We start from the raw sequence: 24189 nt of genomic DNA on the forward strand, positions 1-24189 counted from the left end.
GCAAAAAAGGCGATACCAATCAAAGGCCATATCTTGCCATCCAAAGAAGGAATTCCAAAATTCCCTTGCAGCAAGATCCAGGCTGCTAAAACCAATAAAATAATACCAAATGCTTTCTTTTTCATGTCTGTTACCTCATGTTTCTTAGATTTTCTTTTAGGAGGGATTGATAGTGTCGTGACACGTGAACCTTCTTGTGAGTCTGATAAAAGGAAATAGTTCCTGTACCTGAGTTGGTAAGCAAAAAAGGCGATACCAATCAAAGGCCATATCTTGCCATCCAAAGAAGGAATTCCAAAATTCCCTTGCAGCAAGATCCAGGCTGCTAAAACCAATAAAATAATACCAAATGCTTTCTTTTTCATGTTCTTACCTCATATTTCTTAGATTTTCTTTTAGGAGGGATTGGTAGTGCCGTGACACGTGAACCTCCTTGTGGGTCTGATAAAAGGAAATAGTACCTGTACCTGAGAAGGACTTGTCCACCGAGTAGACCTGCCGAAGATTGGCTATGGTCGACTTGGATACCCGACTGAAATAGCGGGGTAGGATGGACTCCAGTTCATAAAGTTTGAGTCGAACCTCGTAGGCTTCTTTCTGGGTATGGGCGTAAATCTTGTTGCCTTCCGTCTCAAAGAAGAGAATTTCCGACAAGTCTAAGTAGTACTCACCCGTCCCCTTATAAAAGATTAACCTAGGAGCCTTGCTTTCCTGCAAGAGTCGTTGCAAATCAGCTATTTCATCTGTCAGTGCTGCAGCCTTGATGACAATCTCTGTCTCAGTTAGTTCACTATCAATCTCGATTCGTAACTTCATCCTATCTCCTTTCTGCATCTACTATACCAAAGGCTAGGAGACTTTACAAGGGCAAAAAAGCAAGTGGTCACTTTTAGCCCGTAAGTGGTTACGAGGCCAAGCCCACTTGCTTTGCATTTTAGAAAATAAAGAAAAGAATTCCCCAGAGGAGGCCACAGGCATAACCAACTAGAACATCCTTGGGATAATGAACCCCACCCAAAACTCGCACAAGGCCCAGAAAAGCTGACAAGACCAATAAAACCAAGCCCACAGGCAGATTTGTATGTAAACAAGCCATGGAAATGATAGTCGCTGAAAAGACATGGCGACTAGGCATTGAATGACCAGAACTGTCCTTATCTAGTAGCGGAATAATTTCCCAAGTCTCATAGGGACGCGGTTGATTGATCCACTTACGAAGGAGTGTCAACAGGATAAAACCAAAAGCTGGCACCAAGATATATGCAGCAAGGTCTTTCCCTATTCCTTTACTGACAAAACTTGTTCCCAACAAGGTCAAGTAAGCTAAGGGCATCAGGACTGTCATCATGCGATTAAAAACTCGCATCAGTTGCAAAAGTTGTGGATGTCGAAGGAGACTTGATTTCCTCTTATCGTACCACTCTTGATAGTTTTTCATATTTTTTCTCGTTGTCTCTAGATTTTACATAATAAGCCTTACAGAACGAGTCTGATAGCATCTCCTACTATAGTATAGTGTAGAAAAAGAAGGCCGTCAAGCCTTCTAATACTCAATAAAAATCAAAGAGCAAACTAGGAAGTGAGCCGCAGGCTGTACTTGAGTACGGCAAGGCGAAGCTGACGTGGTTTGAATTTGATTTTCGAAGAGTATAAGGTTTATTCTTCTACTTCGTCTTCTGTAAATTGACTATTGTAGAGGTCTGCATAGAAACCACCTTGAGCCATGAGTTCCTCATGGTTTCCTTGTTCAATGATATTTCCATCTTTCATGACTAGAATCAAATCAGCATTACGGATGGTTGACAAGCGATGGGCAATGACAAAGGATGTACGTCCTTCCATCAAACGGTCCATAGCCTTTTGAATCAACTCCTCTGTACGTGTGTCTACTGAGGATGTCGCTTCGTCCAAAATCAAGAGCGGAGCGTCCTTTAGCAGGGCACGAGCAATGGTCAAGAGCTGTTTTTGTCCGACTGAAAGAGTTACTGTATCATCCAAGACGGTGTCGTATCCATCTGGCAAGGTTGTGATAAAGTGATGGATTCCTACAGCTTTAGCAGCCTCAATCACACGCTCATCACTGATACCAGTTTGATTGTAGATGAGATTGTCACGAATGGTTCCTTCAAAGAGCCAGGTATCCTGCAAGACCATTGAGAAAGCATCATGTACTTCTGAACGCGTCATATCCTTGGTATCCACACCATCAATGCGAATACTTCCCTTATCAATCTCATAGAATTTCATCAAGAGGTTAACAATGGTTGTCTTACCAGCTCCAGTCGGTCCAACAATCGCAACCTTTTGCCCTGCACGAGCTGTCACAGAAAAATCATGGATGATTGTCCGCTCAGGTGTGTAACCAAATGAAACGCGATCAAAGATTACCTCACCCTTCATGTTGGTCAATTGTTTTTCCTTATGAGATTCGTCTTCCATCTCAGCTTCACCTAGAAACTCAAAAACACGAGTCATGGCTGCGCTAGCCTGTTGCAAGCTCGTAATTCCTTGAGCAATCTGTGATAAGGGCTGGGAGAAGATCCGAACATAAACCATGAAGGCTACGATAATCCCGATACTGATATGACCTTCGAGAGCCAAGGCAGCACCGACGATAATGACTAGAACATAACTAAAGTTTCCAACAAAGATCATAGCTGGCATCATGATACCAGAAATAAACTGAGATTTCCAGATACTATCATGTAGATCCTGATTCAAGCCTACAAATGTTTCTTTTGTTGGTTCCACAGCATTATAACTAGTCACCACATTGTGTCCAGAGTACATTTCTTCCACATAGCCATTCACAGCTGCTAGGTTGTTTTGTTGAGCTTTAAAGTAACCTTGAGATTTAGCCATAATCACTGAAACCGCCGCAAATCCAACAAGGGTTGAAACAACGGTTACCAGGGCCAAAATCCAGTTCATCCCAAACATGGTAATCAAAACAGCAATCAGTAAAAAGCTAGCTGAAAGAACTGTCCCAAGACTTTGGTTAAGAGACTGAGCAGCTGTATCAACGTCATTGGTTACACGAGAAAGGGTGTCTCCTTGAGAATGACGGTCAAAATAAGCAAGAGGCAAACGATTGATTTTCTCAGCAATAGCTGTCCGCAAACGTTTTGAGAAATGTTGGATACTAGTTGAAAAAATGTAGGCTTGCGTATAGTTAAGGATAATCCCAATCACATAGAGGATAACCAAAAAGCCAGCAATACTTGACACAGCCTCTAGGTCAATTCCAGTCATCAACCCATCTGAGATTAAGTTGGTGATTTCTTTTATCTTGGTTGGTCCATACACCGTAATAATGCTTGAACACACAGCCGCCACAACTGCGACTAGTAGAGGAAGTTGGAGACCTGCTAGAAAAGGTCTACACTGTTTCCATAAGGACATTTTCTTATTTTCCATGTTCCAATTCCTCCTTCGATAGTTGTGAGTAGGCAATTTCTTGGTAAACTTCATTGTTTGCTAGAAGTTCCTTGTGGGTGCCTTGTCCCACGACTTTACCCTGATCCAAGACTAAGATCAGGTCTGCATCTATGATGGTTGAGATGCGTTGGGCAACGATCAACTTGGTCATGGATTGTGTTTTTTCAGCTAATTCTTGGCGCAAGATACGGTCTGTCTTGTAGTCCAAGGCTGAGAACGAATCATCAAAAATGAGAATTTCAGGCTTACGAGCCAAGGCGCGTGCAATGGCCAAACGTTGTCTTTGACCTCCTGAGAAGTTAGTCCCACCTTGAGCCACTTCTGAGTCAAGACCGGCTTCCTTGTCCTTGATAAAGTTTTTAGATTGAGCTAACTCTAGAGCTTGCCACATATCCGTCTCACTTAGTGGCGTTTCTTGACTCTTACCAAAGTCGAGATTGCCCTTAACATCTCCAGATAAGAGCACAGCTTTTTGAGGGATATAGCCGACTTTATTTCGCAAGTCTTCCAAGTCATAATATTGCACATTGACACCGTCGACTAGGATTTCCCCATCTGAAACATCGTAAAAACGAGGTAAGAGATTCACAAGCGTCGATTTACCAGAACCAGTTGAGCCGATAAAGGCAATGGTTTGTCCTGCTTCTGCCTTGAAACTGACATGCTCCACAACCGCTTCTGAGTTTTTAGAATAACGGAAGGTTACATCACGGAATTCCACTTGACCTTGAATAGATGAATCTGCCGTCTGTGGTTGACTAGGATTTTCAATAGAAGAATGCAAGTCTAGCACCTGATTGATACGTCCTGCAGAAACCAAGGTACGAGGAAGAACGATAAAGAGCGCTCCCATGAGAAGGAAGCCCATCACGACCTGCATAGCATAGGACATGAAGACCACCATATCACTAAAGAGTGGCAAACGTTCTGCCAAACTTGCGTCGTTGATGATATAGGCACCAATCCAGTAAATGGCTAAACTTAATCCACTCGAAATCCCCATCATAATTGGGTTCATAATCGCCATCAATCGATTGACAAAGAGATTGAGACGCGTCACTTCATCGTTGGCTGCTTCAAATTTTTCATCTTGGTAATCTTCCGCATTGTATGCACGAACAACTCGAATCCCAGTCAAACTTTCACGAGTGATGCTATTGAGTTTATCTGTCAATTTTTGGATGACCGATTGTTTTGGAAAGGCCAGAGTCATGAGAACAGTGGTCATCAGAACATTGACAATAACAGCCACCACTACTGCCCAGAGCCAGTATTCCGATTTCCCAAGGATTTTTCCAATGGCCCAGATAGCCATAATTGGCCCACGAGTGACCACTTGCAAGCCCATGGTAAAGAGCATCTGTACCTGGGTAATATCATTGGTCGTCCGAGTCAAAAGACTAGGAATAGAGAAACGTTTAATTTCTGTCTGAGAATAATCCAATACACGATTAAAAATATCACTGCGTAAATGAGCCGTGTAGGAGGCTGCAACACGAGCTGCAAAAAATCCAACTGTTACGGATGATAGAAAGGCCAAAAGTGACAAGCCCATCATCTTAATAGCTGGTGACCAAAGTGCATCCAACTGCGTTCCTGGTGTTCCTATTAATGCAGTAATTTCTGAAATATAAGTCGGCACTTCTAACTCGAGATAGACCGAGAAACAGGTAAAAAGAATTGTCAGGAGATTCATGCCCCACTCTTTTCCTGTGATACGCTTAGCGAGTTTCTTCATGATTACCTCCTATTTTTTCTACATTAGCCTGTAGCTGCCCAAGAACTTCTTCAAAGATAGCGAGATTCTCTTCAGAAATACCCTCAAGTAAATTACGGTCAATTCGATCAAAGAATGATTTGACTTGCTTCATTTGAGAACGTGATTTTTCGGTCAAATGAACAAATTTTGCCCGTTTATCACTTGGGCTCGCCTCCAATTCCACCAAACCATTTTGCACCATGCGCTTGACTAAATTACTAGCAACTGACTTGGTAATATTGAGTTCTTGTTCAATATCCTTGATGAGCGTCAGTTCTTGTTCATGTTCACGGTGATCTAAAAAACGAAGGACCTGCCCTTGCGGTCCACCCATAAATTCAATACCACAACGCTTGGCTTCCTTTTGCACCATGAGGTGTATCTGATGACCAAAACGTTTAAAGACCAACATCGGTTTATCCATGCTTTCTCCCCTCTAATTAAAATAGTTCTCTAGAGAACCATTAAGTTTCTATGGGAACTATTTTATCATTTTTACAAAAGATGTCAAGAAAAAAAGTTTCTAAGAGAACTATCGCAATAAAAATTGACATCAGCTCTTATTTTATCTATAATAAACACTATCTCACACCTGTAAGAATACACCCCGATTAGAAATGAGAACATCACAAATGAAACAAAAAGAAGAGAAAATCTTAGGAATCCTCGCTATTATCTTTGGAGCCCTGGCACTTCTTGGTTCTTGGCTACCAATCATTAGCATACTAGCGTTTTTCTTTGCCATTATTGCTATAGCCCTAGGAGTCTTTGGTATCAGCCTTAATCTCAACAATCGTAAAACACTAGCTATCATCGGAACAAGCCTAGGTATTCTATCCGTTTTCCTTGTCTTCATGACGCAAGTATTACCTTCTGGTGTCTTTACTGATTTAGCTAAAAACTTTCGTCACCCATATAGTAGTCTAACCTCTTTAACAGAAGATGAGGAATTTAGAAACTTACCAGATTATAAATCAGACGAAGATAAGAACGAAGAAGATAGCGAAGATACCGATACCTTCTCTTGGACCCAGGAGCAATTCGATGCTTTGATAGAAGGTGACACCACAAATAGAGGAAAAGGTGGCACCAACTACAAAGATATTATCAGCAAGCATGGACTACCGGATTCTGAGTTTGAGTCAACCTCAAGTGACTACGAGATTAAAAAAATCACCTATCTTTCCCTTGGTTCAAGTACCAAGACAGTCGTACTCACTTTCGTAAAGCAGGAAAATGGCCAGTTTCTTCTCATCCGTAAATTTGCCCTAGGTTTGGATAGAAAAGAACAAACTGACGATGGAGTAAAAGTCTAATATAACTAAAAAGCGAACAGACTTAATAGCTGTTCGCTTTTGTATTAGAATCCATCTACATTGGTATAGATCTTTTGTACATCTTCGTCGTCTTCAAGGACGCTGTATAGTTTTTCAAATGTTTCAAGGTCATCCCCTGACAATTCCACTTCTGATTGAGGAATCATCTCAAGTTCTGTTACTTGGAATTCTTCGATACCAGACTCGCGCAAAGCCACAATAGCTTTGTGAAGGTCAGTTGGAGCTGTGTAAACAGTGATTGTTCCTTCTTCTGCTTCTACATCGTCTACATCGACATCGGCTTCAAGCAAGAGTTCAAAGATAGCATCAGCATCATCACCCGCAAATACGATAACACCTTTGTTGTCAAAGAGGTAAGATACTGAACCTGAAGCTCCCATGTTTCCACCGTTTTTACCAAAGGCAGCACGGACATTGGCAGCTGTACGGTTAACGTTTGAAGTCAAGGTATCCACGATGAGCATAGAACCATTTGGTCCAAAGCCTTCGTAACGTCCTTCTGTAAAGGTTTCGTCCGTGTTTCCTTTTGCCTTATCGATAGCCTTATCAATAACGTGTTTTGGCACTTGTGCTTGTTTAGCACGGTCGATAACGAATTTCAAAGCAGTATTTAATTCTGGATCTGGTTCACCTTTTTTAGCTGCTACATAGATTTCTACACCAAATTTTGCATATACTTTAGAGTTAGCTCCATCTTTAGCCGTTTTCTTAGCTACGATATTGGCCCATTTACGTCCCATTAGGAATCTCCTTTTTTCACATTTTAATCTTTCTTATTATAACACAAGTCTAGTCGATTTTCACTAGAGGAAATGGATTTTTCTTTTGTAAATGAAGCTAGGATTGCCCGTCGATAGCCAAGAGTTTCTTGCCTTCCTTTATCCAAGGATTCTGAGAAAGCGAGATATAAAGTTGTCCAGTCATCACAAGCCACAGTAGCGGTTCACATAGGATAACGCCTGTATAACCTGCCCAAGGAATAATCCAAGCGACGAAAACAATTTTCCCGATAAACTCGATAAAACTAGATATGAGGGGTAAGAGTTTTTGACCGAGTCCCTGCAAACTATTTCTATAAATCAATAAAAGACTCAAAAACGGATAGAAAACAGAACTAATACGTAGGTACAAGGTCCCATTTTCAATCAAGTAACCATCTGTTGAACTCGCTAAGAAAGAAACTAGGCTAGGACTTGCAAAAAATAGGAACACACAAGCAAAGGTTGCCCAAGACATACTCAAGTAGCTCCCTAAGCGAAGACCCTGGACAATACGTTCGGGACGTTTTGCCCCAAAATTTTGAGAGATAAAAGTCGTCATCGAAGCTGAAATAGCCGTCATTGGCAATAAGGCAAAGGCCATGATTCTACGTGCTGCCGTTTGGGCACTGATAATAACTGCTCCAAAGCCATTAACAGAGGATTGCAAGATCACACTTCCGATAGAAACAATTGACCCCATCAGCCCCATGGCCAACCCCTGCTCTAAGAGATCGATATAGAGAGCCTTGTTCCATTTGAAGTGCTTTAAGCCTGGAAGGAGCTCTGGAACACTCTTGCGGATATAGAAATAACAGAGAATAGCAGATAAACCTTGCGAGATGATAGTGGCAAGACCTGCAGACTGAACCCCCAACTGCAGTTGTGTAATAAAATATAAATCTAGAATGACATTAACAATGGCTGAAAAGATAAGAAAGGCAAGCGCCGCAAGGCTGTCACCAATTGATCGTAGCAATCCTGCAAAGAGATTGTAAGCAAAGCTAACTCCCACACAGCTAACAATCATAGAGATGTATTCATAAGATTGGGGGAGAATTTCTGTAGGAGTTTCTAGGTACTGTAAGAGTGGATAGAGGCCGAAGAAACCCATCAGCATCACAAGACCACTCAGGATTGCACCCAAAATCCAAGTCGCTGCAACAGCTTCTTTAATCTTTGCAAAATTACGAGCACCGTAAAGACGAGCAATAACGACTCCCATCCCATTTCCGACTCCGAGAGCAAATCCAATAATCAAATCAAAAATGGCTGTCGTAGCTCCGACTGCCGCCAAGGAATTTTGTCCCAAAAAACGCCCAACAATCAAAACATCAGCTGTATTATATAGTTGCTGAAAGATATTGGACAGTAAAATCGGTAATGCAAAACTAATCAGCGCAGGAAGGATCGGACCATGAATCAGGTCTACCGTTGATTTTTTATTCATAAGGCTATTATATCAGCTTTCAAGTAGGGGAACAAGGGAGTTTCATTAAGAAAGCGTTGCCTATATGTAAACAATCTGGTATAATCGTGACAGAAAAGGAGGGTATGTATGAGCTTAACAAGCCAGTTAATTACAGATGTATTCCCAGACCTTGACAAAGTTGAACAACTAAACAAGGAAGCCTTCCCTGAAGAAGAACGCGTCTCCTTGGAGGAATTTTTAAGCTACCAGGATCGAGATGACGCCCACTTTTTCGCCTTTTATAACGAAGAAGAATTTGTCGGCTTTGCTTTTGCCATTTCCAATCAAAAAGCTTTCTACATTAGCTTTTTTGCTATTATGCCTCATCTCCGTAGCCATGGCTACGGGAGAGAAATCATTGAAAAACTCATTGATTTTTATAAACGTACCATGATTCTTGAAGTGGAGCGATTGGACGAGGAGTACGATAACCTTGAACAACGAAAAGCTCGCATGGACTTTTACTTACAAAATGGCTTTAAAACTGCCAACGCCTTCTTAGAATACGAGGGAATGAGTTTTGAAATTCTTTACCGTGGCGACCATTTTGATGAAGAGGCTTATCGGAATATCTTTCAAAAATTGCAAGAAGAAAATTACTTCTACTTTCGTATTGAATACCGACGCTTTAGTGACCACTAGTCATCATGAAACAAAAAGTAGCAGTTTTACTGCTACTTTTCTTTTTATTCTTCAATTTCGATTTCAAGAGCGTCGCCCAAATCAAGTGTTACTTCTTGGTTAGAATCTGCATCAGCTGCTACACTTGCTTTAGAACCTTCTTCCTCTTCAATTAAACCATATTGAACACGAACTTGGTGGTCAATTTCATCAAAGATTTCTGGATGGTCTGCCAAGTATTTCTTAGCATTCTCAGAACCTTGTCCGATTTTTTCACCCTTGTATGAGTACCAAGCACCTGCTTTTTGGATAATATCCAAATCACTTGCAATCTTCAAGAGTTCACCAGTTCTAGAAATACCTTCACCGTACATGATTTCAACAAGAGCTTCTTTGAACGGTGGAGCCACCTTGTTTTTCACAACTTTAATCTTAGTTTCTTTACCGACGTTGGTGTCTTTTTGGTCACCAGTTCCCTTGATTTGTGTGCTTCCACGCACATCCAAACGGACAGAAGCGTAGAATTTAAGAGCGCGTCCACCAGGAGTCGTTTCTGGATTTCCGAACATAACCCCTACTTTTTCACGCAACTGGTTGATAAAGATCGCAATTGTCTTTGTCTTGTTGATAGACGCACCAAGTTTACGCATAGCCTGACTCATCATACGAGCTTGAAGACCAACGTGGCTATCTCCGATATCACCATCGATTTCCGCACGAGGAACAAGAGCTGCAACAGAGTCGATAACGACAAGGTCAACCGCACCTGAGTCGATCAATTTCCCTGCAATTTCAAGACCTTGCTCACCTGAGTCTGGTTGTGACAAAAGCAATTCGTCAATGTTCACTCCAAGAGCTGCTGCATAGGCTGGATCAAGAGCGTGTTCCGCATCGATAAAGGCTGCAATTCCACCTTCTTTTTGTGCTTGTGCTACAGCGTGAAGGGCAACTGTAGTCTTACCTGATGACTCTGGACCGTAGATTTCAATGATACGTCCCTTTGGATAACCACCTGAACCGAGTGCAATATCCAGGGCCAAAGAACCTGAACTCATCACTTGTACTTTTTGCTCGGCACGTTCACCCAAGCGCATGATTGAACCCTTACCGAAGTCTTTTTCAATCAATTTAAGGGCATCATTCAAAGCTTTTTCACGATCAGCTCCAAATTTTTTCCCGATTTCATCTAATTTTTTTGTTGGTTTTTTCGCCATTTTGTTCTCCTATATTTTTATAATTCTTAGAACCTTCTTCTATTATATCAAAAGTCAGTCACTTAATAAAGCTTTGCGAACCAAGTTAAAAGCATGCATGACTGCAATTTTACGAACATCTGCTCGGCTTCTTCCAGCTATATTGACCTGAACAACTTCTGTGCCGGATGCTTGAGACAAACCGATAAAAACTGTGCCTGCTGGATGGCCTTCTAAACTATCCGGGCCAGCCACTCCTGTCAAGGCAACTCCAAAGTCCGACTGGGTTTTCAATCGTGCTTGCTCTGCCATTTTTTCCGCTGTAAATGCTGACACGACTCCATGTTCTTCCAACTCCGCTTGTGGAATATCTAACATCTTAGCCTTCTCTCCCAAGCTATAAGTGACAAAACCACCTTTAAAGATAGCTGATACTCCCGAAAAGTCTGCCAAAGTTGATTGGAAAAGCCCTGCTGTCAAGCTTTCTGCAGCTGTGATGGTTTTCTTCTGCTTTTTCAACTCCTCAACGACTACGCTGGCTAGACTTGCTTCCTCGCCATATCCATAGCAGATATCCTTTAAAGCAATCCCTTCAAAAGTCTGACGTGCAAGAATTTGGACCTCAAGACGATCCAAAGCTTTTCTTGCTTCTTCTTGACTAGTTTCCTTGGTAGACAAGCGTAGAGTCACTTCTCCCGTTTTTGCATAAGGTGCCAAGGTTGGATCTGTCTGCTCTTCAATCAAATCTGATAAAATCGTCACAAGCTGACTCTCTCCAATACCAAAGAAACGTAGGACACGTGAGTATAATTTAGCTCCAGTTGTCAATCTTGGCAGCAGTTCATTTAAAACCATGGGTTTCAGTTCACTTGGCGGACCTGGTAAGACGACATAAGTCACGCCAGCCACCTCAACCATGCCTCCGACTGCTAGTCCTGTTTCATTCGGTAGCGGGGTCGAACCCTCAACGATTTGTGCCTGACGTTCATTATTTGGAGTGCGAGCATAGTCTGGTCTATGAGCAAAAAAGTCATCTAGTTTAGCCTGCGCTTGCGCATCAAAAGTTAAACCACGCCCTAGAAACTGGGCCAAGGTTTGTTTGGTCAAATCATCCTCTGTTGGTCCCAATCCTCCTGTTAGGATAACCAGATTGCTACGATTCTGTGCAATCTCCAACAAGGATAAGAGACGAGCCTCATTATCACCTACAGCCGTCTGGAAGTAGACATCCACACCGATTTCAGCCAACTTTTCAGATAAAAACTGAGCATTGGTATTGACAATTTGACCTGTTAGAATCTCTGTTCCAACAGCTATGATTTCCGCTTTCATTTTTTCCTCCTACCTATCTATTCGGATTTCTTTGAAAAAATCGCAGGAAAATTCCTACGATTTTAGTTTTCATGTCTTATTGTTCTTGTTGGCCTTGTTGTTCCTGATCTGCAACAAAACCTGTTATTTGTGGCAGACGACCATAAATATTTTCATACAAGACTACATTTGTCTCCAATTCGGTAACTTCTGGCTTATCCAATGAACGGCGTAAAAGATTTTGCATCTCTAACATATGCTCAGATGTCACGATTTGGTAGGATATTCCGTCAATCATTGCATCCTCTCCTCGCAATTGCTGAGACTCAATATTCTTAAAGGAATCCTGATAACCCATCAACTGAGGAATTGTTGTTGTTGTAATCTCAATATTGGTTTGCATGTTATCACTAAGAGCTTTCAAAATTTCTTGGTAGTGGCTGACACTATTCAAACTAAGGATCTTTTCAACAATCTTTTGGATAACTTCGCGCTGACGTTTCTGACGACCGTAGTCTCCCTCTGGATCTTGATAGCGCATGCGTGAATACACCAGCGCCTCTTCGCCATTTAGGGTTTGTTCCCCAACACCGATAGAAATCGTGTTAAATGGTTCCTGGTCCTGGATAGAGATGGGGAAACCTAGAGTGTTGTTGACTGTAACACCACCAACGGCATCAACCATTCTTTGAAGACCGTGCATATTGACCATAACATAGCGGTCGATATGGATATTCATCATTTTTTGAATCGTCGAAATGGCTAGTTCTCCCCCACCACCAGCATAAGCAGCATTGAGTTTAGCCTCTCTAACACTACCGTCTGGTTGTTGGATCTGAGTTAGAATATCACGTTCCAAACTCATCATGACAACTTTCTTGGTTTTAGGATTTACAGTTACCAAAATCATCGAGTCACTGTTACCTGCCCATGGGTCTGTACGCTCAACGTTCCCCGTGTCCACACCCATCAAAAGGATTGTCAATGGTTCAGTTGCCTCGATAACCTTCGTTTCTTCTCCGATTTGTTTATAGGTTTTGGCTAAAGTCTGTGTACTTTGTTGGTAGATAGTATAAGCATACGCTCCCACACCAAGCACTGTCACAAGAACAAAGCCTAAAAACATTCCAATTATTTTTTTTACCATACTTTTATTCGTCTATCAGTCGACCCATCAGGTAAACATCAAGAAACTCTCCTCCTTCTATACAAGCACCACGTTCCTGCTGGCCTTCAATGATGAAGCCCAGCTTTTTATATAGATGAACAGCTGCCAGATTTCGTTTTTGGACTGTCAATTGTAAACGTCGAATGCTTCCACTCGATTGGGCCCATTCAATCGCTTCTTCCATCAAGATACTGCCGAGACCATTTCCCCAATAGGCTTTCTTGATTCCCAAGAAAACGTCGCCAATATGGCGAACTCGGGGACGTTGATCAGCCGTTATATTGATAACACCTGCCAATTCGTCATTCAAAAAAGCTAGTAAAGTAATCTGATTATCCGACTGGGCCTGCTTATGAATAAAACGCTGCATTTCGGATTCACTCATGGCAATTCCATTTTCATCCAGACTGGTAAAACTAGATTCGTGGCCAATCTGATCCAAAAGTGCAATAAGATCTGAAGCATCTTGGGCTTCTGCTTCACGAATTAAAAGATCATACTCCATTCGTCAGCCTCTTTAACAGTTCTGTCGCTCGTTGACCATGAGCATGAAAGACAATTTCACGCCCCTCATCATTTTTTAGAATTTCTAATTCTAGATAGTCTGATGGGAGAGCCTCGCCTAATAGGTGCCCCCACTCAATAACCGTTACACCTGAACCAAAAAGAAATTCATCAAGGTCAATTGAATCTGCATCCCCTTCGATGCGATAAACATCCAAGTGATACAAGGGTAGGCGTCCTTCATATTCACGAACAATGGTATAAGTAGGACTTTTGATCATTTGATGAATCCCTAGTCCTTTAGCTAGACCTTTTGTTAATGTGGTTTTCCCAGCACCTAGTTCACCAGTTAAAATCAATACATCATTTTTTTCAAGTAGACTACCCAACTCTTGTCCAAGAGCAATGAGTTCATCTTCATTTTTTGTGTGCATGCTACTATTATACCAAAAAGTTTTCTTTTGCGACATTTCTAGTAATAAAAAAGGAGGAGAATCCTCCTTCTTTTTTAAGGTTTTATCATTAGTTTAGAGCCATGCTAATGTAGTTCAAGATGAACAGAGCATCTAGAATCCAAATCATCACATGTACTTCCTTCACTTGACCTTTGACAACCTTCGCCAAAGTATAAGTTAGGAAACCAACGGCAATCCCTTGTGTAATTGAGTAACTGAATCCCATAAAGATAGATGTGAAGAAGGCTGGAATAGCTTCTGACATATCGTCCCAAGGGATGTTTTTCAAGTTAGAGAGCATCATAATTCCGACGATAATCAAAATTGGTGCTGTCGCAGCTGAAGGAACAATGGCAAGAAGCGGGCTAAAGAAGCTAGATAAGGCGAAACAGATAGCAACTACTAAAGCTGTCAAACCTGTACGTCCACCAGCACCGATCCCTGCTGCTGACTCAATATAAGTTGTAACGTTTGAAGTACCTGCAATGGCACCAACTGATGTCGCCACCAAGTCAGAGTAAAGAGCTTTATCCAATTTGTCTGACTCACGGTTTTCACCACTTGTTGCAACGATACCAACTTTTTCACCTGTACCAATAAGAGTACCGATTGTGTCAAAAATATCTGTCAACGAGAAGGCAAGAATAGCCATCAAGGTTTCTGGTAAACGAGAGGTGTTTGAAACCAAAGATCCTAAACCTTCTGAACCAAGAGCAGCACCAAACAAAGTTCCAAGGTCATTAACTGCTGATGAAAGGTTATTGCTAGCAAAATCGATTCCTGACAAATTAACAAGACCAACTACAATCGCAAGGACTGTAGTCGTCAAAATAGAAAGGATGATGCCACCTTTAATACCTTTAACAACAAAGAAAATCGTAATAGCAAGACCTGCAAGAGCTACTAGAACAGCTGGACTGTTAAAATCAACCAAGCCAGGAACAGCTCCTGAATTAGCTGTGATTGCTGCTTGAGCCTTATCTGCACCTTCCCCTGCTACTGTATAACTACCTGGATCGATAGAGAATTTCAAAAGACCAGCATTCTTAATACCAACATAGGCAAGGAAAACACCAATACCAGCTGAAATTGCTGAACGAAGTGTTGTTGGAATAGATTCAATAATCATTTTACGAACATTGGTCAATGTAATAATCAATGAAATAATCCCACAGATAAAGACCATCCCAAGAGCTTCTTTCCAAGTATAGCCCATCCCAAATACGACTGTAAATGTAAAGAAGGCATTTAGTCCCATACCTGGGGCTTGGGCATATGGCAAGTTAGCATAAAAGGCCATCATCAAGGTTCCCACAACAGAACCAATAATCGTAGCAAGGAATACACCCTGAACTGGCATTCCAGTTTGTGAAAGCATTTGAGGGTTTACAAAGAGAATGTAACTCATTGCAAAGAATGTTGTTAAACCAGCAAGCACTTCTGTACGGACATCTGTCCCGTGCTCTTTTAGTTTAAATAGTTTGTCCATGTTTAATCTCCTTTTGTTTTTTACGAACAATGATAAAATTATATCATTAATCATTCAGTTTTTCAAGCTGTTTTTAAAATAATTTGAAGACTATTACTAGAATCAGTTCTTTCTATTTCCATTTATAGTCTGCTTTTCTTGTGTATTTTTGATATAATAGAAAACATCTTATCTGAAACTAGATTCGGGAGGATTTTATGACTAAAAAAATGATTGCCGTCGATTTGGACGGAACCTTGCTCAACTCTGAAAGCAAACTTTCTGACTTTACTATTGAAACGATTAAGAAAATCTCTAAAAAAGGCCACCAAGTCGTTATTGCAACTGGTCGCCCTTACCGTATGGCCAAAGAGTTTTATGACCAACTTGAACTTGAAACCCCTATGATCAACTTCAACGGCTCCCTCACTCATCTACCTGGTAAGGCTTGGAAACATGAAAAGTGTCTTACTGTGGATAAAAAATACCTCTTGGACATCGTGAAACGAAAAGAGGAGATTGAGGCAGATTTTATCGCAGGTGAATACCGTAAAAAGTTTTACATTACGACTCCGGACAAAGAAATTGCTGATCCTAAATTGTTTGGTGTTGAAAACTTTGGCCCTGAAAATCAATTCAACTCTAACTTAGTGACCAAGGATCCTAACTGTATTTTATTGCAGACTCGAGCGAGCGACAAGTATGCACTGGCGGAAGAGATGAACAGTTTCTACAAGCACCAACTCAATATTAATACTTGGGGTGGCCCTTTGAACATTCTCGAATGCACTCCCAAAGGAGTTCATAAGGCCTTTGCCCTTGAATATCTTCTCAATGTCATGAATATAGACAAACAGAATTTGATTGCCTTTGGTGACGAACACAATGACCAAGAAATGCTTTCTTTTGCAGGTAAAGGATATGCCATGAAGAATGCTAATCCCGCTCTACTTCCTTTTGCTGATGAACAGTTGCCACTAACCAACGAAGAAGACGGAGTTGCTCACTTTTTACAAGAACGATTCCTTTAATTCTATCCGCTCCATACTTTTTTGGTAGAAAACAGCTACCTTAACAGTATGGTTTTTTATACCCAAAATTTATAAAAAAGGATTTGAATCTATTTTAAATAGATTCAAATCCTTACAAAAGTTGTCTATTTTTTTAGAACGATACGATCAGAGACTTCACGATCCATGTCATCGATAATAATCTGGTTCTCTTCTGCCACATAAATCTTAATGTCATCTCCAATAAAGACTCTCTGACTTTCTGGTTCGAAGGTTACCTTTTTAATTTCCTGATCGCCATCAGGCTCTACTTCCGTCCATGTTCCAGTATTGCCAGTAACTACGAGAGTAATACTATCTCCATCGTCTTGCCCTTTATAGGTCCCATCAATATTCGTTACTGAACTAGCCGTCGAACTAGAAACAGTCGTTTCTGATTGCTGACTAGTTGTTACTCCCTTACTGGTGCTTGCTTGAGTTGAAGGAGCTGCCTGTTCTTTTGGCGAACATGCAACTAAGAGACTAAGACTTGCCAAAGAAGCAAGAGAAAGTGTGAATTTTTTTAGTGACATCATGTCTCCTTTCTTTTAGTGGTTTAAAGTCAGAATAAGCCTGCTGAGCCACCACACCTCTACTATAACAATTAAAGATAGGAGAGTCAATCAAATGAATCTGAAGCCATCAGATAGGCACGAACCTCAGATATAAAATAGAGGGAACCTGTCACAAATAGCAAGTCTTGCTCTCCTGCAGAAGCTTCAAAGTGATCTATAAAATCCCGATAAGAAGCAATGCTTGTATAACCTTTCAAGTCTTGCTCCTCCAAGGAACCTTGATAATCAAAACTCGTAACATAGAGAGTTGCATTAGGCAAATGCTCAGTTAAGTATATCAACATGCCGCCATAATCTTTTCTCTTCAGGGCACCAAAAAGAATTTGAGCTTGATAACCTTGCTGGTTTTTTTCTTGAATAAACTCAACCAAACGCTCTAGAGCTGGTAAATTATGAGCGCCATCCAAATAGACGTGATCAGTAATTGCTTCAAGACGCCCAGCCCATCTGGTAGTTCGTAAAGCAGTTCGAATCGCTTCTTGGTCAACATTCTCATCTCTTTGTGCCATAAACAATAGAAAAGCTTGCAAGGCAAGAGCTGCATTTTCCTCCTGATAGGCTCCTTCCAATCCCAGTTTTAGTGGGTGCAAGTCCGCTAGAGAGGAAGAAAAACGTCCATTTTTGAAAGAAAAGTCTTGGTCAGCTTGGTAGAGAGTTACTCTCAAATCTTCTGCAACCTTTTGACAAACCATCTGTGCTTCAGGAGCTAGATTTGCAATAACAGCCGACTTACCTGACTTAAAAATTCCTGCTTTCTGCCCAGCAATTTCTGCTAAACTATTACCTAAGGTCTCCTGATGATCGAGTCCGATTGATGTAATGACTGCAATCTCCCCTGTCACCACATTAGTAGTATCAAGAAGTCCACCTATCCCAACTTCAAGCAAGACCAAATCTACTCCTTGCTCTTTAAAATAGAGTAGTGCAATTAAGGTCAGCAACTCAAAAAAAGATAGCTGATCGTGAGTTTCTAGAAGTCTTTGCTCCATTGCTTTGACTTGATCTGCTAAACGGATAAAATCTGCGTCCGATATAGGTTCTCCATTAATACAGATGCGATCATGGATACTGATAATGTGGGGTGAAGTAAAGGTCCCGACCTTTTTGCCATGTGAAACAAAGAGTTCCCTCATAAAAGCAATGGTCGACCCCTTGCCATTTGTCCCTGTCACATGAATAATTGGATAGGTTTGCTCAGGATTCCCTAGCAAATCTACTGCTCTTTGCATCCGTCCCAAGCCTGATCTAAAATTCAAGCCAATCCGACTATGAAGCCATTTTTCTACTTCCAACATGCTTATCTCCTTAACAAAAAGGCGGTGGGACAGAAATCGATTGACGAAGTCTCGATTTCGTAGTCCCAGCTCCGCGAGGCTTCAACAATTCATTTGATTGTTGAAGGTTGCGGATAGAAAAAATGAAATTTTTTACCAAAAAACTTTTTGGAGTCTAAAAGACGAACAAAAAGTTCTATCAGCTACCGCGTCAAAATTTGATAGCTAATAAAAAGCGAGGCCGGGATTTTTATCCCAACCTCTTACCTAATTAGCTAGTTCCTAGCTAAATTTTATTTATATTGGGAACAAAAAACGTCCCCCGGACATTCCTGCTTTTTCTTATTTCTAGAAGCAGGGGTAAAAATGTTCACTGAATATTCCAGCCCTCTCTTATTTTAAGGAACTGGGCTAAAAACATCTCCCGAACTTACTGACGGTTTTTATTTTTTGCGTCAGGCTAAAAACGTCCACTGGACGTTTTTACTCCTCCATAAAGCTGTTGAAGACTTCTTCAATCATGTTCCATTCGTCGTCAGAGTCTTCAGGGATTGGCTGCAATTCACCTTCTGTCCCGTCTTCGTTTTCAGTGTATGAGTAAGCTTGGATTTCCACTTGTCCATCTTCGTCTTCCTCAGCATTAACTGGTACTAAAAGAACATAGTTTTTACCAAATTCTTCTTTTCCGTCAATAGTCAAAAGAATTTCAAACAAAGTTTCATTCCCTTGTTCATCTACAAGTGTAATAAGTTCACGTTCTTCGTGGTCATGGTTGTGATCGTGTGACATAGTTTCTCCTCTGTCTTAAAATTTTCTATCTAAATAATTTTGCAAAATCAACTGAGCCGCTAATTTATCAATAACTTTTTTACGCTTATTGCGACTAACGTCTGCTTGCTCAATCAACATGCGCTCTGCAGCAACTGTGGTCAGGCGTTCGTCCTGATACTCTACTGGCAATCCAAAGAGCTCCTCAAGTTTCGCCCCATATGCTTGACTGGCTTCTACTCGCGGTCCACTGGTATTGTTCATGTTTTTAGGTAAACCGACAACAAAACGCTCCACCTTATAGGTATCAACCAATTCCTTAAGTCGTTCAAAACCGAACTCCCCTTGATCTTCATTGATTTGGATAATTTCGAGCCCTTGTGCTGTAAAACCAAGCGGATCGCTAATTGCTACTCCTACTGTTTTGGAACCAACGTCCAATCCCATAATTCTCATAGATTATAGATCGACTCCTTGTCCTTTAAGGTAGTAGCGGACCAATTCTTCAACGATTTCATCTCGCTCATACTTACGGATTTGATTTCTTGCGTTATTGTAACGAGGAACGTAAGCTGGGTCTCCACTGAGAACATAGCCCACAATTTGATTAATAGGGTTATACCCCTTCTCGTTCAAGGAAGCATAGACTTCAGTCAATGTTTCGCTGATTTCTTTTTTATTGGAATCGTCCAATTTAAAACGTACGGTTTCTTCAGTAAATCCCATTCTAACACCCTCTTTCCTTAGAATAGTACTATTATAGCACATTCAAAGCCGTTCTACAAATGACACAGTCTGATTTCGCTGATTTTCTGTGACTTCCCTACTGGACGGTCGCGCCACTTGCAACTCGACTTTCAATATATTCTTCTGGTTCGTTTTTTAGTAGATTTTCTAATCCGACATTTTTTAAATATTCGCTTTCGCTTGCCTTTTTAACATCTAGAACCTGAAAATCATAACTTGTTTTTGTTTCAATCTCAGTCTCACTTAAAAGATTGGTTTCAAGACTAAATCCAGGAATTTTTCGTGCTTCTTGGACTGATTCATCCTTGTCTTCCCCTTCTTTCAAGGCCTTCTTTGCTTCCTCTAACCCATGTTCTGCAATAAAGTTTTTGAGGTCTTCTGAAACTTGTCTTTTTTGCTGGATGGTTAATGTCAAAAACTGTTTACCCTTATAAGTGATGGTTTGGGTTTGTTGAACTCCATTTTCATCAAGGGGTAGAACCAGTGTTTTCGTCACTACTGTATTGTTATTCGCATTCTCTAAAATCGGCAAAATTGATTGTAGAGCTTCTGTTGTTGTATCTTTAGAAGGTTCCGCAGATTCTTTTTTTTGTCCACAACCAGCCAGTAAAAACAGGAGTGCCAATGAACCTATAATGATCTTCTTCATTTTCATATTTTCCTTATTTATGTATCAAATAAGGCCAGGAGTCACTCCCAGCCTTCATGTTTTATAGTGCAGCACGTAAACGTGCTTCAGCGTTCTCTACATTACGGACAGAGCGTGGCAAGAAGGCACGAATGTCATCTTCTTTATAGCCAACCTGCAAACGTTTCTCGTCAACAAGGATTGGACTTTTTAGGATACGTGGTGTCTCCATGATTAAGTCAAGTACTTCATTGACACTCAAATCTTCGATATCAACTCCAAGAGCTTTAGCGTAGCGATTCTTTGATGATACAATACTCGCAATTCCATTGTCTGTTTTTGTTAGAATATCTAATAATTCTTCTCTAGAAATCCCCTCTTTACCGAGGTTTTGTTCTTTATAACTTAACTGGTGGGCATTTAGCCAGGTCTTAGCTTTTTTACAGCTAGTACAACTTGAGACTGTATAAATTTTGATCATGTACCTACCCCTTTCGCTACATGTTACTATCAGTTTATTCTATTATACCATAAAAAACATCCGACTTGCGACCTATTTTTAAAAATATTTAACTTTTTCCCCAGTTTTCTATCTTTTTTCTTGACAAAAACCGAACTATAACCATTCTTTATACTTCTTAATGTAAAAATTCTTAATAAGGGTGACACTAAACATGTACAAGAAAATAATACAGATTAAGAATAAGAAGTAAGGCAGTCCCAATGGAGCTAAACGAAGGATATGTACTAGCGGTCCATAAGGTAGACTAGTTACAAAAAAAGCAGCAACTAAAGTCATCAAAATCACGAGCCAAGCTGGTCTGCTCTGTACAAAAGGAACTTTTGCTGTACGAAGCATATGGATAACCATGGTTTGAGACCACATCGATTCGATGAACCATCCTGTTTGGAAGAAGATAATAAACTGAAGGGCTGATTCAGACCCATGAACATAACCATGTCCTGTCACCAATGGAACAATGACAAAGTAGAGGAAGATAAAGGTCAAAATATCAAAGACAGATGAAATTGGACCCATCCAAACCATAAATCGGGTAATGGATTTCGCTTCCCATGTATGGGGTTGTTTTAGGAAGTCTTGATCCACATTATCAAACGGCAAAGCCACACAGGATAAATCATAAACTAAGTTTAGGACAATTAGATGAACAGGAGACATTGGTAGAAATGGCAGGAAGATACTTGCAACCAAAAGGGAGAAGATATTCCCAAAGTTTGAACCAACTGTCATCTTAATGTACTTGGTCATGTTGGCGTAGACCTTACGACCCTCAACAATACCCGTTTCAAGAACCATGAGATCCTTATCTAGCAAAATAACATCCGCTGTTTCCTTGGCAATATCGACTGCAGTATCAACAGAAATACCCACATCTGCAACCTTCATGGAAGGAGCATCATTGATACCATCTCCCATATATCCGACACCATGTCCATTATTTTTTAATTGTAAAATAATGCGAGCCTTTTGATCAGGAGATAATTTTGCAAATACCGTTACTTTTTCTACAGCTTCTGCCAACTGCTCATCTGACATCTGATCGATATCAGCCCCCAGGAGAATTTCCTCAACATCTAGGCCTACTTTTTCACAGATGGCTTGTGTTACTTTTTCATTATCCCCCGTCAAAATTTTGGTCTTAACACCATGTTCGAGTAAAGCCTTGATTGCAGGTGCTGCTGAAGGCTTTGGTGGGTCCAAGAAGGCAAGATAACCGGTCAGGATCATATCACTTTCATCAGTCACTGCATAGGCATAATCTTCTCGTAGACCTGATTTGTAGCCAACACCTAATACACGCAAACCTTGACGGTTTAGTTGAGCAACTTCTGCCAACACTTCTTGGCGAATGTCTTCGGTTAGGGGAATGATTTCTCCACGATATTCCACATATGTCGAAATGGTCAACATTTCTTCCAAAGCACCTTTGGTAACCATACTAACGGTACCTTCATCATCTTTTACAATGACGCTCATCCGTCTACGTTCAAAGTCAAAAGGAAGTTCGTCGATTTTTTGGAAATTGGTATCTAGATTTTGTAGAATAGGATACTCTTTGGCTTCTTTTTCAGTTCTACTGATAATGGCACGGTCCATCAAGTTTTTCAAACCTGTTTGGAAATGTGAATTTAGATAAGCTCTTCTTAAGACAGCCATATCCAAATCTCCATGGATATCCAAAGGATATTCCAACACAATTTCGTCCTGAGTTAAAGTCCCTGTTTTATCCGTACAAAGGATATCGATTGCTCCTAAGTCTTGGATAGCATTGAGTTTTTTGATGACGACCTTTTCCTTAGCCATGATAATGGAACCTTTGGCCAAGCTGGCTGTGATAATCATTGGAAGCATTTCGGGTGTCAGTCCAACACCAACGCTCAAGGCAAATACTCCAGCCTCTAGCCAGTCTCCATCGGTCAATCCATTTGCGAAAAACACAATTGGAACCATGACAAGCATCAGGCGAATCAAGAGCCAAGAAATACTGTTCATCTCACGCTCGAAAGAAGTGGGTTCATCATAGGTGTTGAGAGTCTGCTCAATGGCTCCCATCATAGTGTCATCACCAACCGCTAGAACCATAGCTGTCGCACTTCCTGAGATAACGTTTGTCCCCATGAATGCCAAAGATTCTGCTTCTAAAAGACTCTCTACATTTTGACGGGGCGCTTTATTTAAAGCAAGCTTTTCGACTGCATCACTTTCTCCTGTCAAACCTGACTGTTGAACGAAAAAATCGCGTGATTCAAATAAGATGACATCTGCTGGAATCATGTCTCCTGCACTTAATTTAACTAGGTCTCCCACAACCAACTCATCGATTGATAACTCTTGTTCAAGACCCTCACGAATGACAGTTGCCGTATTGACAATCATTTTTGAAAGGTTGGTTGTTGCCTTATCACTTCGCAACTCTTGGACAAAACGGATACCTCCTGAAATCAAGACCAAGACAACGATAATGATAGATGTCGTTGGATCCTCTTGATCAGGCTTGGCAAGCCAGACATTTGTAACGAGAGAAATGAAGGCAATCACAAGCAAAATAATTGTGAAAGGATTGATAATGGACTCATAAATCTTTTTAAAGATTGAATCCTCTTGACCCTTGGTGATGGTGTTTTCGCCATATAGGTCACGATTTGCCTCCACCTGCTCCTCAGTCAAGCCTGTTAGACTTGTCTTATAAAAAGATAGAGTTTCTTTTAAAGGTGTGTGAATAGCTGCTGCTAATCTTTCTTTTGTAGTTTTCATTGGTTTCTCCTATCTGTATGAATGATGTGTTTCATACACAGAGACCAATCACTTTATAAGGGCAGAACGACACAAATCAGCGATTGGCTGTGTATGTGCGGTTCTGGATGATCGTCAATTTGCATCGTTTTTCTCCTTTCTTTTTCTTAAAACAGCAGAAAATCCTACCATAAAAATGGCAGGATTAAAAAACTAATTATCTGTTTTTCGTTCAAGCTTTAACTCCATAGGGCGATGTAATGAGCTTAGTCTTGGCCTTCGCGACCAGGACTGTTGACCAACGAGTAGTGTCTCCACTGCTTTGCGGTAGTCATCCGTATCCCTATGGTAGCCTCACCTACCGTTTTCGCCTTTCAGTATAAACCTTTAAAATATAAAAGTCAACGAT

General features: G+C 40.8%; 24 protein-coding genes, 1 pseudogene and 1 riboswitch. Of the genes and pseudogenes, 3 read left to right on the forward strand and 22 right to left on the reverse strand.

Annotated features, from left to right (window positions below):
- From NGI26_RS05825 to NGI26_RS05850, 6 genes and pseudogenes are all read right to left on the reverse strand, one after another.
- Nucleotides 1-365 (reverse strand): annotated as a pseudogene (locus NGI26_RS05825) (hypothetical protein); the annotation flags it as partial.
- Between the two features lie 4 nt (nucleotides 366-369).
- Nucleotides 370-816: a LytTR family DNA-binding domain-containing protein gene (locus NGI26_RS05830; protein WP_251937468.1), complete on the reverse strand. Its 447-nt coding sequence runs from the start codon at nucleotides 814-816 to the stop codon at nucleotides 370-372.
- Between the two features lie 118 nt (nucleotides 817-934).
- Nucleotides 935-1438: a phosphatase PAP2 family protein gene (locus tag NGI26_RS05835; RefSeq protein WP_251937471.1), complete on the reverse strand. Its 504-nt coding sequence runs from the start codon at nucleotides 1436-1438 to the stop codon at nucleotides 935-937.
- A 218-nt stretch (nucleotides 1439-1656) separates the two neighbouring features.
- Entirely contained in the window at nucleotides 1657-3417 is a 1761-nt protein-coding gene (locus NGI26_RS05840; protein WP_251937474.1) for an ABC transporter ATP-binding protein, read from the reverse strand.
- Nucleotides 3407-5176: an ABC transporter ATP-binding protein gene (locus tag NGI26_RS05845; protein WP_251937478.1), complete on the reverse strand. Its 1770-nt coding sequence runs from the start codon at nucleotides 5174-5176 to the stop codon at nucleotides 3407-3409. The genes NGI26_RS05840 and NGI26_RS05845 overlap by 11 nt, the downstream gene beginning before the upstream one ends.
- Complete coding sequence (locus tag NGI26_RS05850; protein WP_251937481.1) at nucleotides 5160-5621, reverse strand: MarR family winged helix-turn-helix transcriptional regulator; 462 nt, start codon at nucleotides 5619-5621, stop codon at nucleotides 5160-5162. The genes NGI26_RS05845 and NGI26_RS05850 overlap by 17 nt, the downstream gene beginning before the upstream one ends.
- Nucleotides 5622-5829: 208 nt before the next feature.
- Between NGI26_RS05850 and NGI26_RS05855 the strand changes: the two genes are divergently transcribed.
- Nucleotides 5830-6513: a CD20-like domain-containing protein gene (locus NGI26_RS05855; protein WP_251937484.1), complete on the forward strand. Its 684-nt coding sequence runs from the start codon at nucleotides 5830-5832 to the stop codon at nucleotides 6511-6513.
- Between the two features lie 44 nt (nucleotides 6514-6557).
- Here the strand turns inward: NGI26_RS05855 and NGI26_RS05860 are convergent, their stop codons facing one another.
- Together NGI26_RS05860 and NGI26_RS05865 are read right to left on the reverse strand one after the other, a co-directional pair.
- Nucleotides 6558-7274 carry a YebC/PmpR family DNA-binding transcriptional regulator gene (locus NGI26_RS05860; protein WP_251937488.1) on the reverse strand — a complete coding sequence of 239 codons (717 nt, stop codon included), beginning with the start codon at nucleotides 7272-7274 and terminating at the stop codon, nucleotides 6558-6560.
- A gap of 97 nt (nucleotides 7275-7371) precedes the next feature.
- Nucleotides 7372-8742 carry an MATE family efflux transporter gene (locus NGI26_RS05865; RefSeq protein WP_251937491.1) on the reverse strand — a complete coding sequence of 457 codons (1371 nt, stop codon included), beginning with the start codon at nucleotides 8740-8742 and terminating at the stop codon, nucleotides 7372-7374.
- 108 nt (nucleotides 8743-8850) lie between these two features.
- On the opposite strand from NGI26_RS05865, the gene NGI26_RS05870 reads away from it, so the two are divergent.
- Complete coding sequence (locus NGI26_RS05870; RefSeq protein ID WP_251937494.1) at nucleotides 8851-9405, forward strand: GNAT family N-acetyltransferase; 555 nt, start codon at nucleotides 8851-8853, stop codon at nucleotides 9403-9405.
- Nucleotides 9406-9449: 44 nt separating this feature from the next.
- Here the strand turns inward: NGI26_RS05870 and recA are convergent, their stop codons facing one another.
- The 6 genes from recA to NGI26_RS05900 all read right to left on the reverse strand — a co-directional run bounded on the left by recA (nucleotide 9450) and on the right by NGI26_RS05900 (nucleotide 15504).
- Nucleotides 9450-10598, reverse strand: a complete 1149-nt coding sequence (recA, locus tag NGI26_RS05875; protein ID WP_214262624.1) for a recombinase RecA — start codon at nucleotides 10596-10598, stop codon at nucleotides 9450-9452.
- Between the two features lie 54 nt (nucleotides 10599-10652).
- A complete protein-coding gene (locus NGI26_RS05880; RefSeq protein WP_251937496.1) occupies nucleotides 10653-11909 on the reverse strand; it encodes a competence/damage-inducible protein A in 1257 nt (418 codons plus the stop codon).
- Nucleotides 11910-11985: 76 nt separating this feature from the next.
- Nucleotides 11986-13035, reverse strand: a complete 1050-nt coding sequence (gene lytR, locus NGI26_RS05885; RefSeq protein WP_251937499.1) for a glycopolymer--peptidoglycan transferase LytR — start codon at nucleotides 13033-13035, stop codon at nucleotides 11986-11988.
- A 4-nt stretch (nucleotides 13036-13039) separates the two neighbouring features.
- The gene (locus tag NGI26_RS05890) at nucleotides 13040-13561 is read right to left on the reverse strand and encodes a GNAT family N-acetyltransferase (RefSeq protein ID WP_251937502.1); all 522 of its coding nucleotides are present in this window, start codon (nucleotides 13559-13561) and stop codon (nucleotides 13040-13042) included.
- Nucleotides 13551-13994 carry a tRNA (adenosine(37)-N6)-threonylcarbamoyltransferase complex ATPase subunit type 1 TsaE gene (gene tsaE / locus NGI26_RS05895; protein WP_251937505.1) on the reverse strand — a complete coding sequence of 148 codons (444 nt, stop codon included), beginning with the start codon at nucleotides 13992-13994 and terminating at the stop codon, nucleotides 13551-13553. The genes NGI26_RS05890 and tsaE overlap by 11 nt, the downstream gene beginning before the upstream one ends.
- An 88-nt stretch (nucleotides 13995-14082) precedes the next feature.
- A complete protein-coding gene (locus tag NGI26_RS05900) occupies nucleotides 14083-15504 on the reverse strand; it encodes an NCS2 family permease (protein ID WP_251937508.1) in 1422 nt (473 codons plus the stop codon).
- Nucleotides 15505-15701: 197 nt separating this feature from the next.
- On the opposite strand from NGI26_RS05900, the gene NGI26_RS05905 reads away from it, so the two are divergent.
- Nucleotides 15702-16514, forward strand: a complete 813-nt coding sequence (locus NGI26_RS05905) for a Cof-type HAD-IIB family hydrolase (protein WP_251937511.1) — start codon at nucleotides 15702-15704, stop codon at nucleotides 16512-16514.
- A gap of 125 nt (nucleotides 16515-16639) precedes the next feature.
- On the opposite strand, the gene NGI26_RS05910 is transcribed toward NGI26_RS05905, so the two are convergent.
- From NGI26_RS05910 to mgtA, 8 genes are all read right to left on the reverse strand, one after another.
- Nucleotides 16640-17065, reverse strand: a complete 426-nt coding sequence (locus NGI26_RS05910) for an SP_0198 family lipoprotein (RefSeq protein WP_251937513.1) — start codon at nucleotides 17063-17065, stop codon at nucleotides 16640-16642.
- 86 nt (nucleotides 17066-17151) lie between these two features.
- Nucleotides 17152-18402, reverse strand: coding sequence for a bifunctional folylpolyglutamate synthase/dihydrofolate synthase (locus tag NGI26_RS05915; RefSeq protein WP_251937527.1), 1251 nt, complete (start codon nucleotides 18400-18402; stop codon nucleotides 17152-17154).
- Nucleotides 18403-18864: 462 nt separating this feature from the next.
- Nucleotides 18865-19170 carry a DUF1292 domain-containing protein gene (locus tag NGI26_RS05920; RefSeq protein WP_251937529.1) on the reverse strand — a complete coding sequence of 102 codons (306 nt, stop codon included), beginning with the start codon at nucleotides 19168-19170 and terminating at the stop codon, nucleotides 18865-18867.
- Nucleotides 19171-19185: 15 nt separating this feature from the next.
- Nucleotides 19186-19605 carry a Holliday junction resolvase RuvX gene (ruvX, locus tag NGI26_RS05925; protein ID WP_070678388.1) on the reverse strand — a complete coding sequence of 140 codons (420 nt, stop codon included), beginning with the start codon at nucleotides 19603-19605 and terminating at the stop codon, nucleotides 19186-19188.
- 3 nt (nucleotides 19606-19608) lie between these two features.
- Nucleotides 19609-19875 carry an IreB family regulatory phosphoprotein gene (locus tag NGI26_RS05930; protein ID WP_004250500.1) on the reverse strand — a complete coding sequence of 89 codons (267 nt, stop codon included), beginning with the start codon at nucleotides 19873-19875 and terminating at the stop codon, nucleotides 19609-19611.
- Between the two features lie 97 nt (nucleotides 19876-19972).
- On the reverse strand, nucleotides 19973-20545 hold the full coding sequence (locus tag NGI26_RS05935; protein WP_251937531.1) for an SP0191 family lipoprotein: 573 nt from the start codon (nucleotides 20543-20545) through the stop codon (nucleotides 19973-19975).
- A 61-nt stretch (nucleotides 20546-20606) separates the two neighbouring features.
- Nucleotides 20607-21005, reverse strand: coding sequence for a transcriptional regulator Spx (gene spx / locus NGI26_RS05940; RefSeq protein WP_251937533.1), 399 nt, complete (start codon nucleotides 21003-21005; stop codon nucleotides 20607-20609).
- A 135-nt stretch (nucleotides 21006-21140) separates the two neighbouring features.
- Nucleotides 21141-23801, reverse strand: coding sequence for a magnesium-translocating P-type ATPase (mgtA, locus tag NGI26_RS05945; protein ID WP_251937535.1), 2661 nt, complete (start codon nucleotides 23799-23801; stop codon nucleotides 21141-21143).
- Between the two features lie 196 nt (nucleotides 23802-23997).
- A riboswitch (M-box (ykoK) riboswitch) is annotated at nucleotides 23998-24148 on the reverse strand.
- Nucleotides 24149-24189 lie beyond the last annotated feature (41 nt).

Origin of the sequence: Streptococcus sp. Marseille-Q0941, from assembly GCF_943736975.1 — a bacterium.
GTDB lineage: Bacteria > Bacillota > Bacilli > Lactobacillales > Streptococcaceae > Streptococcus.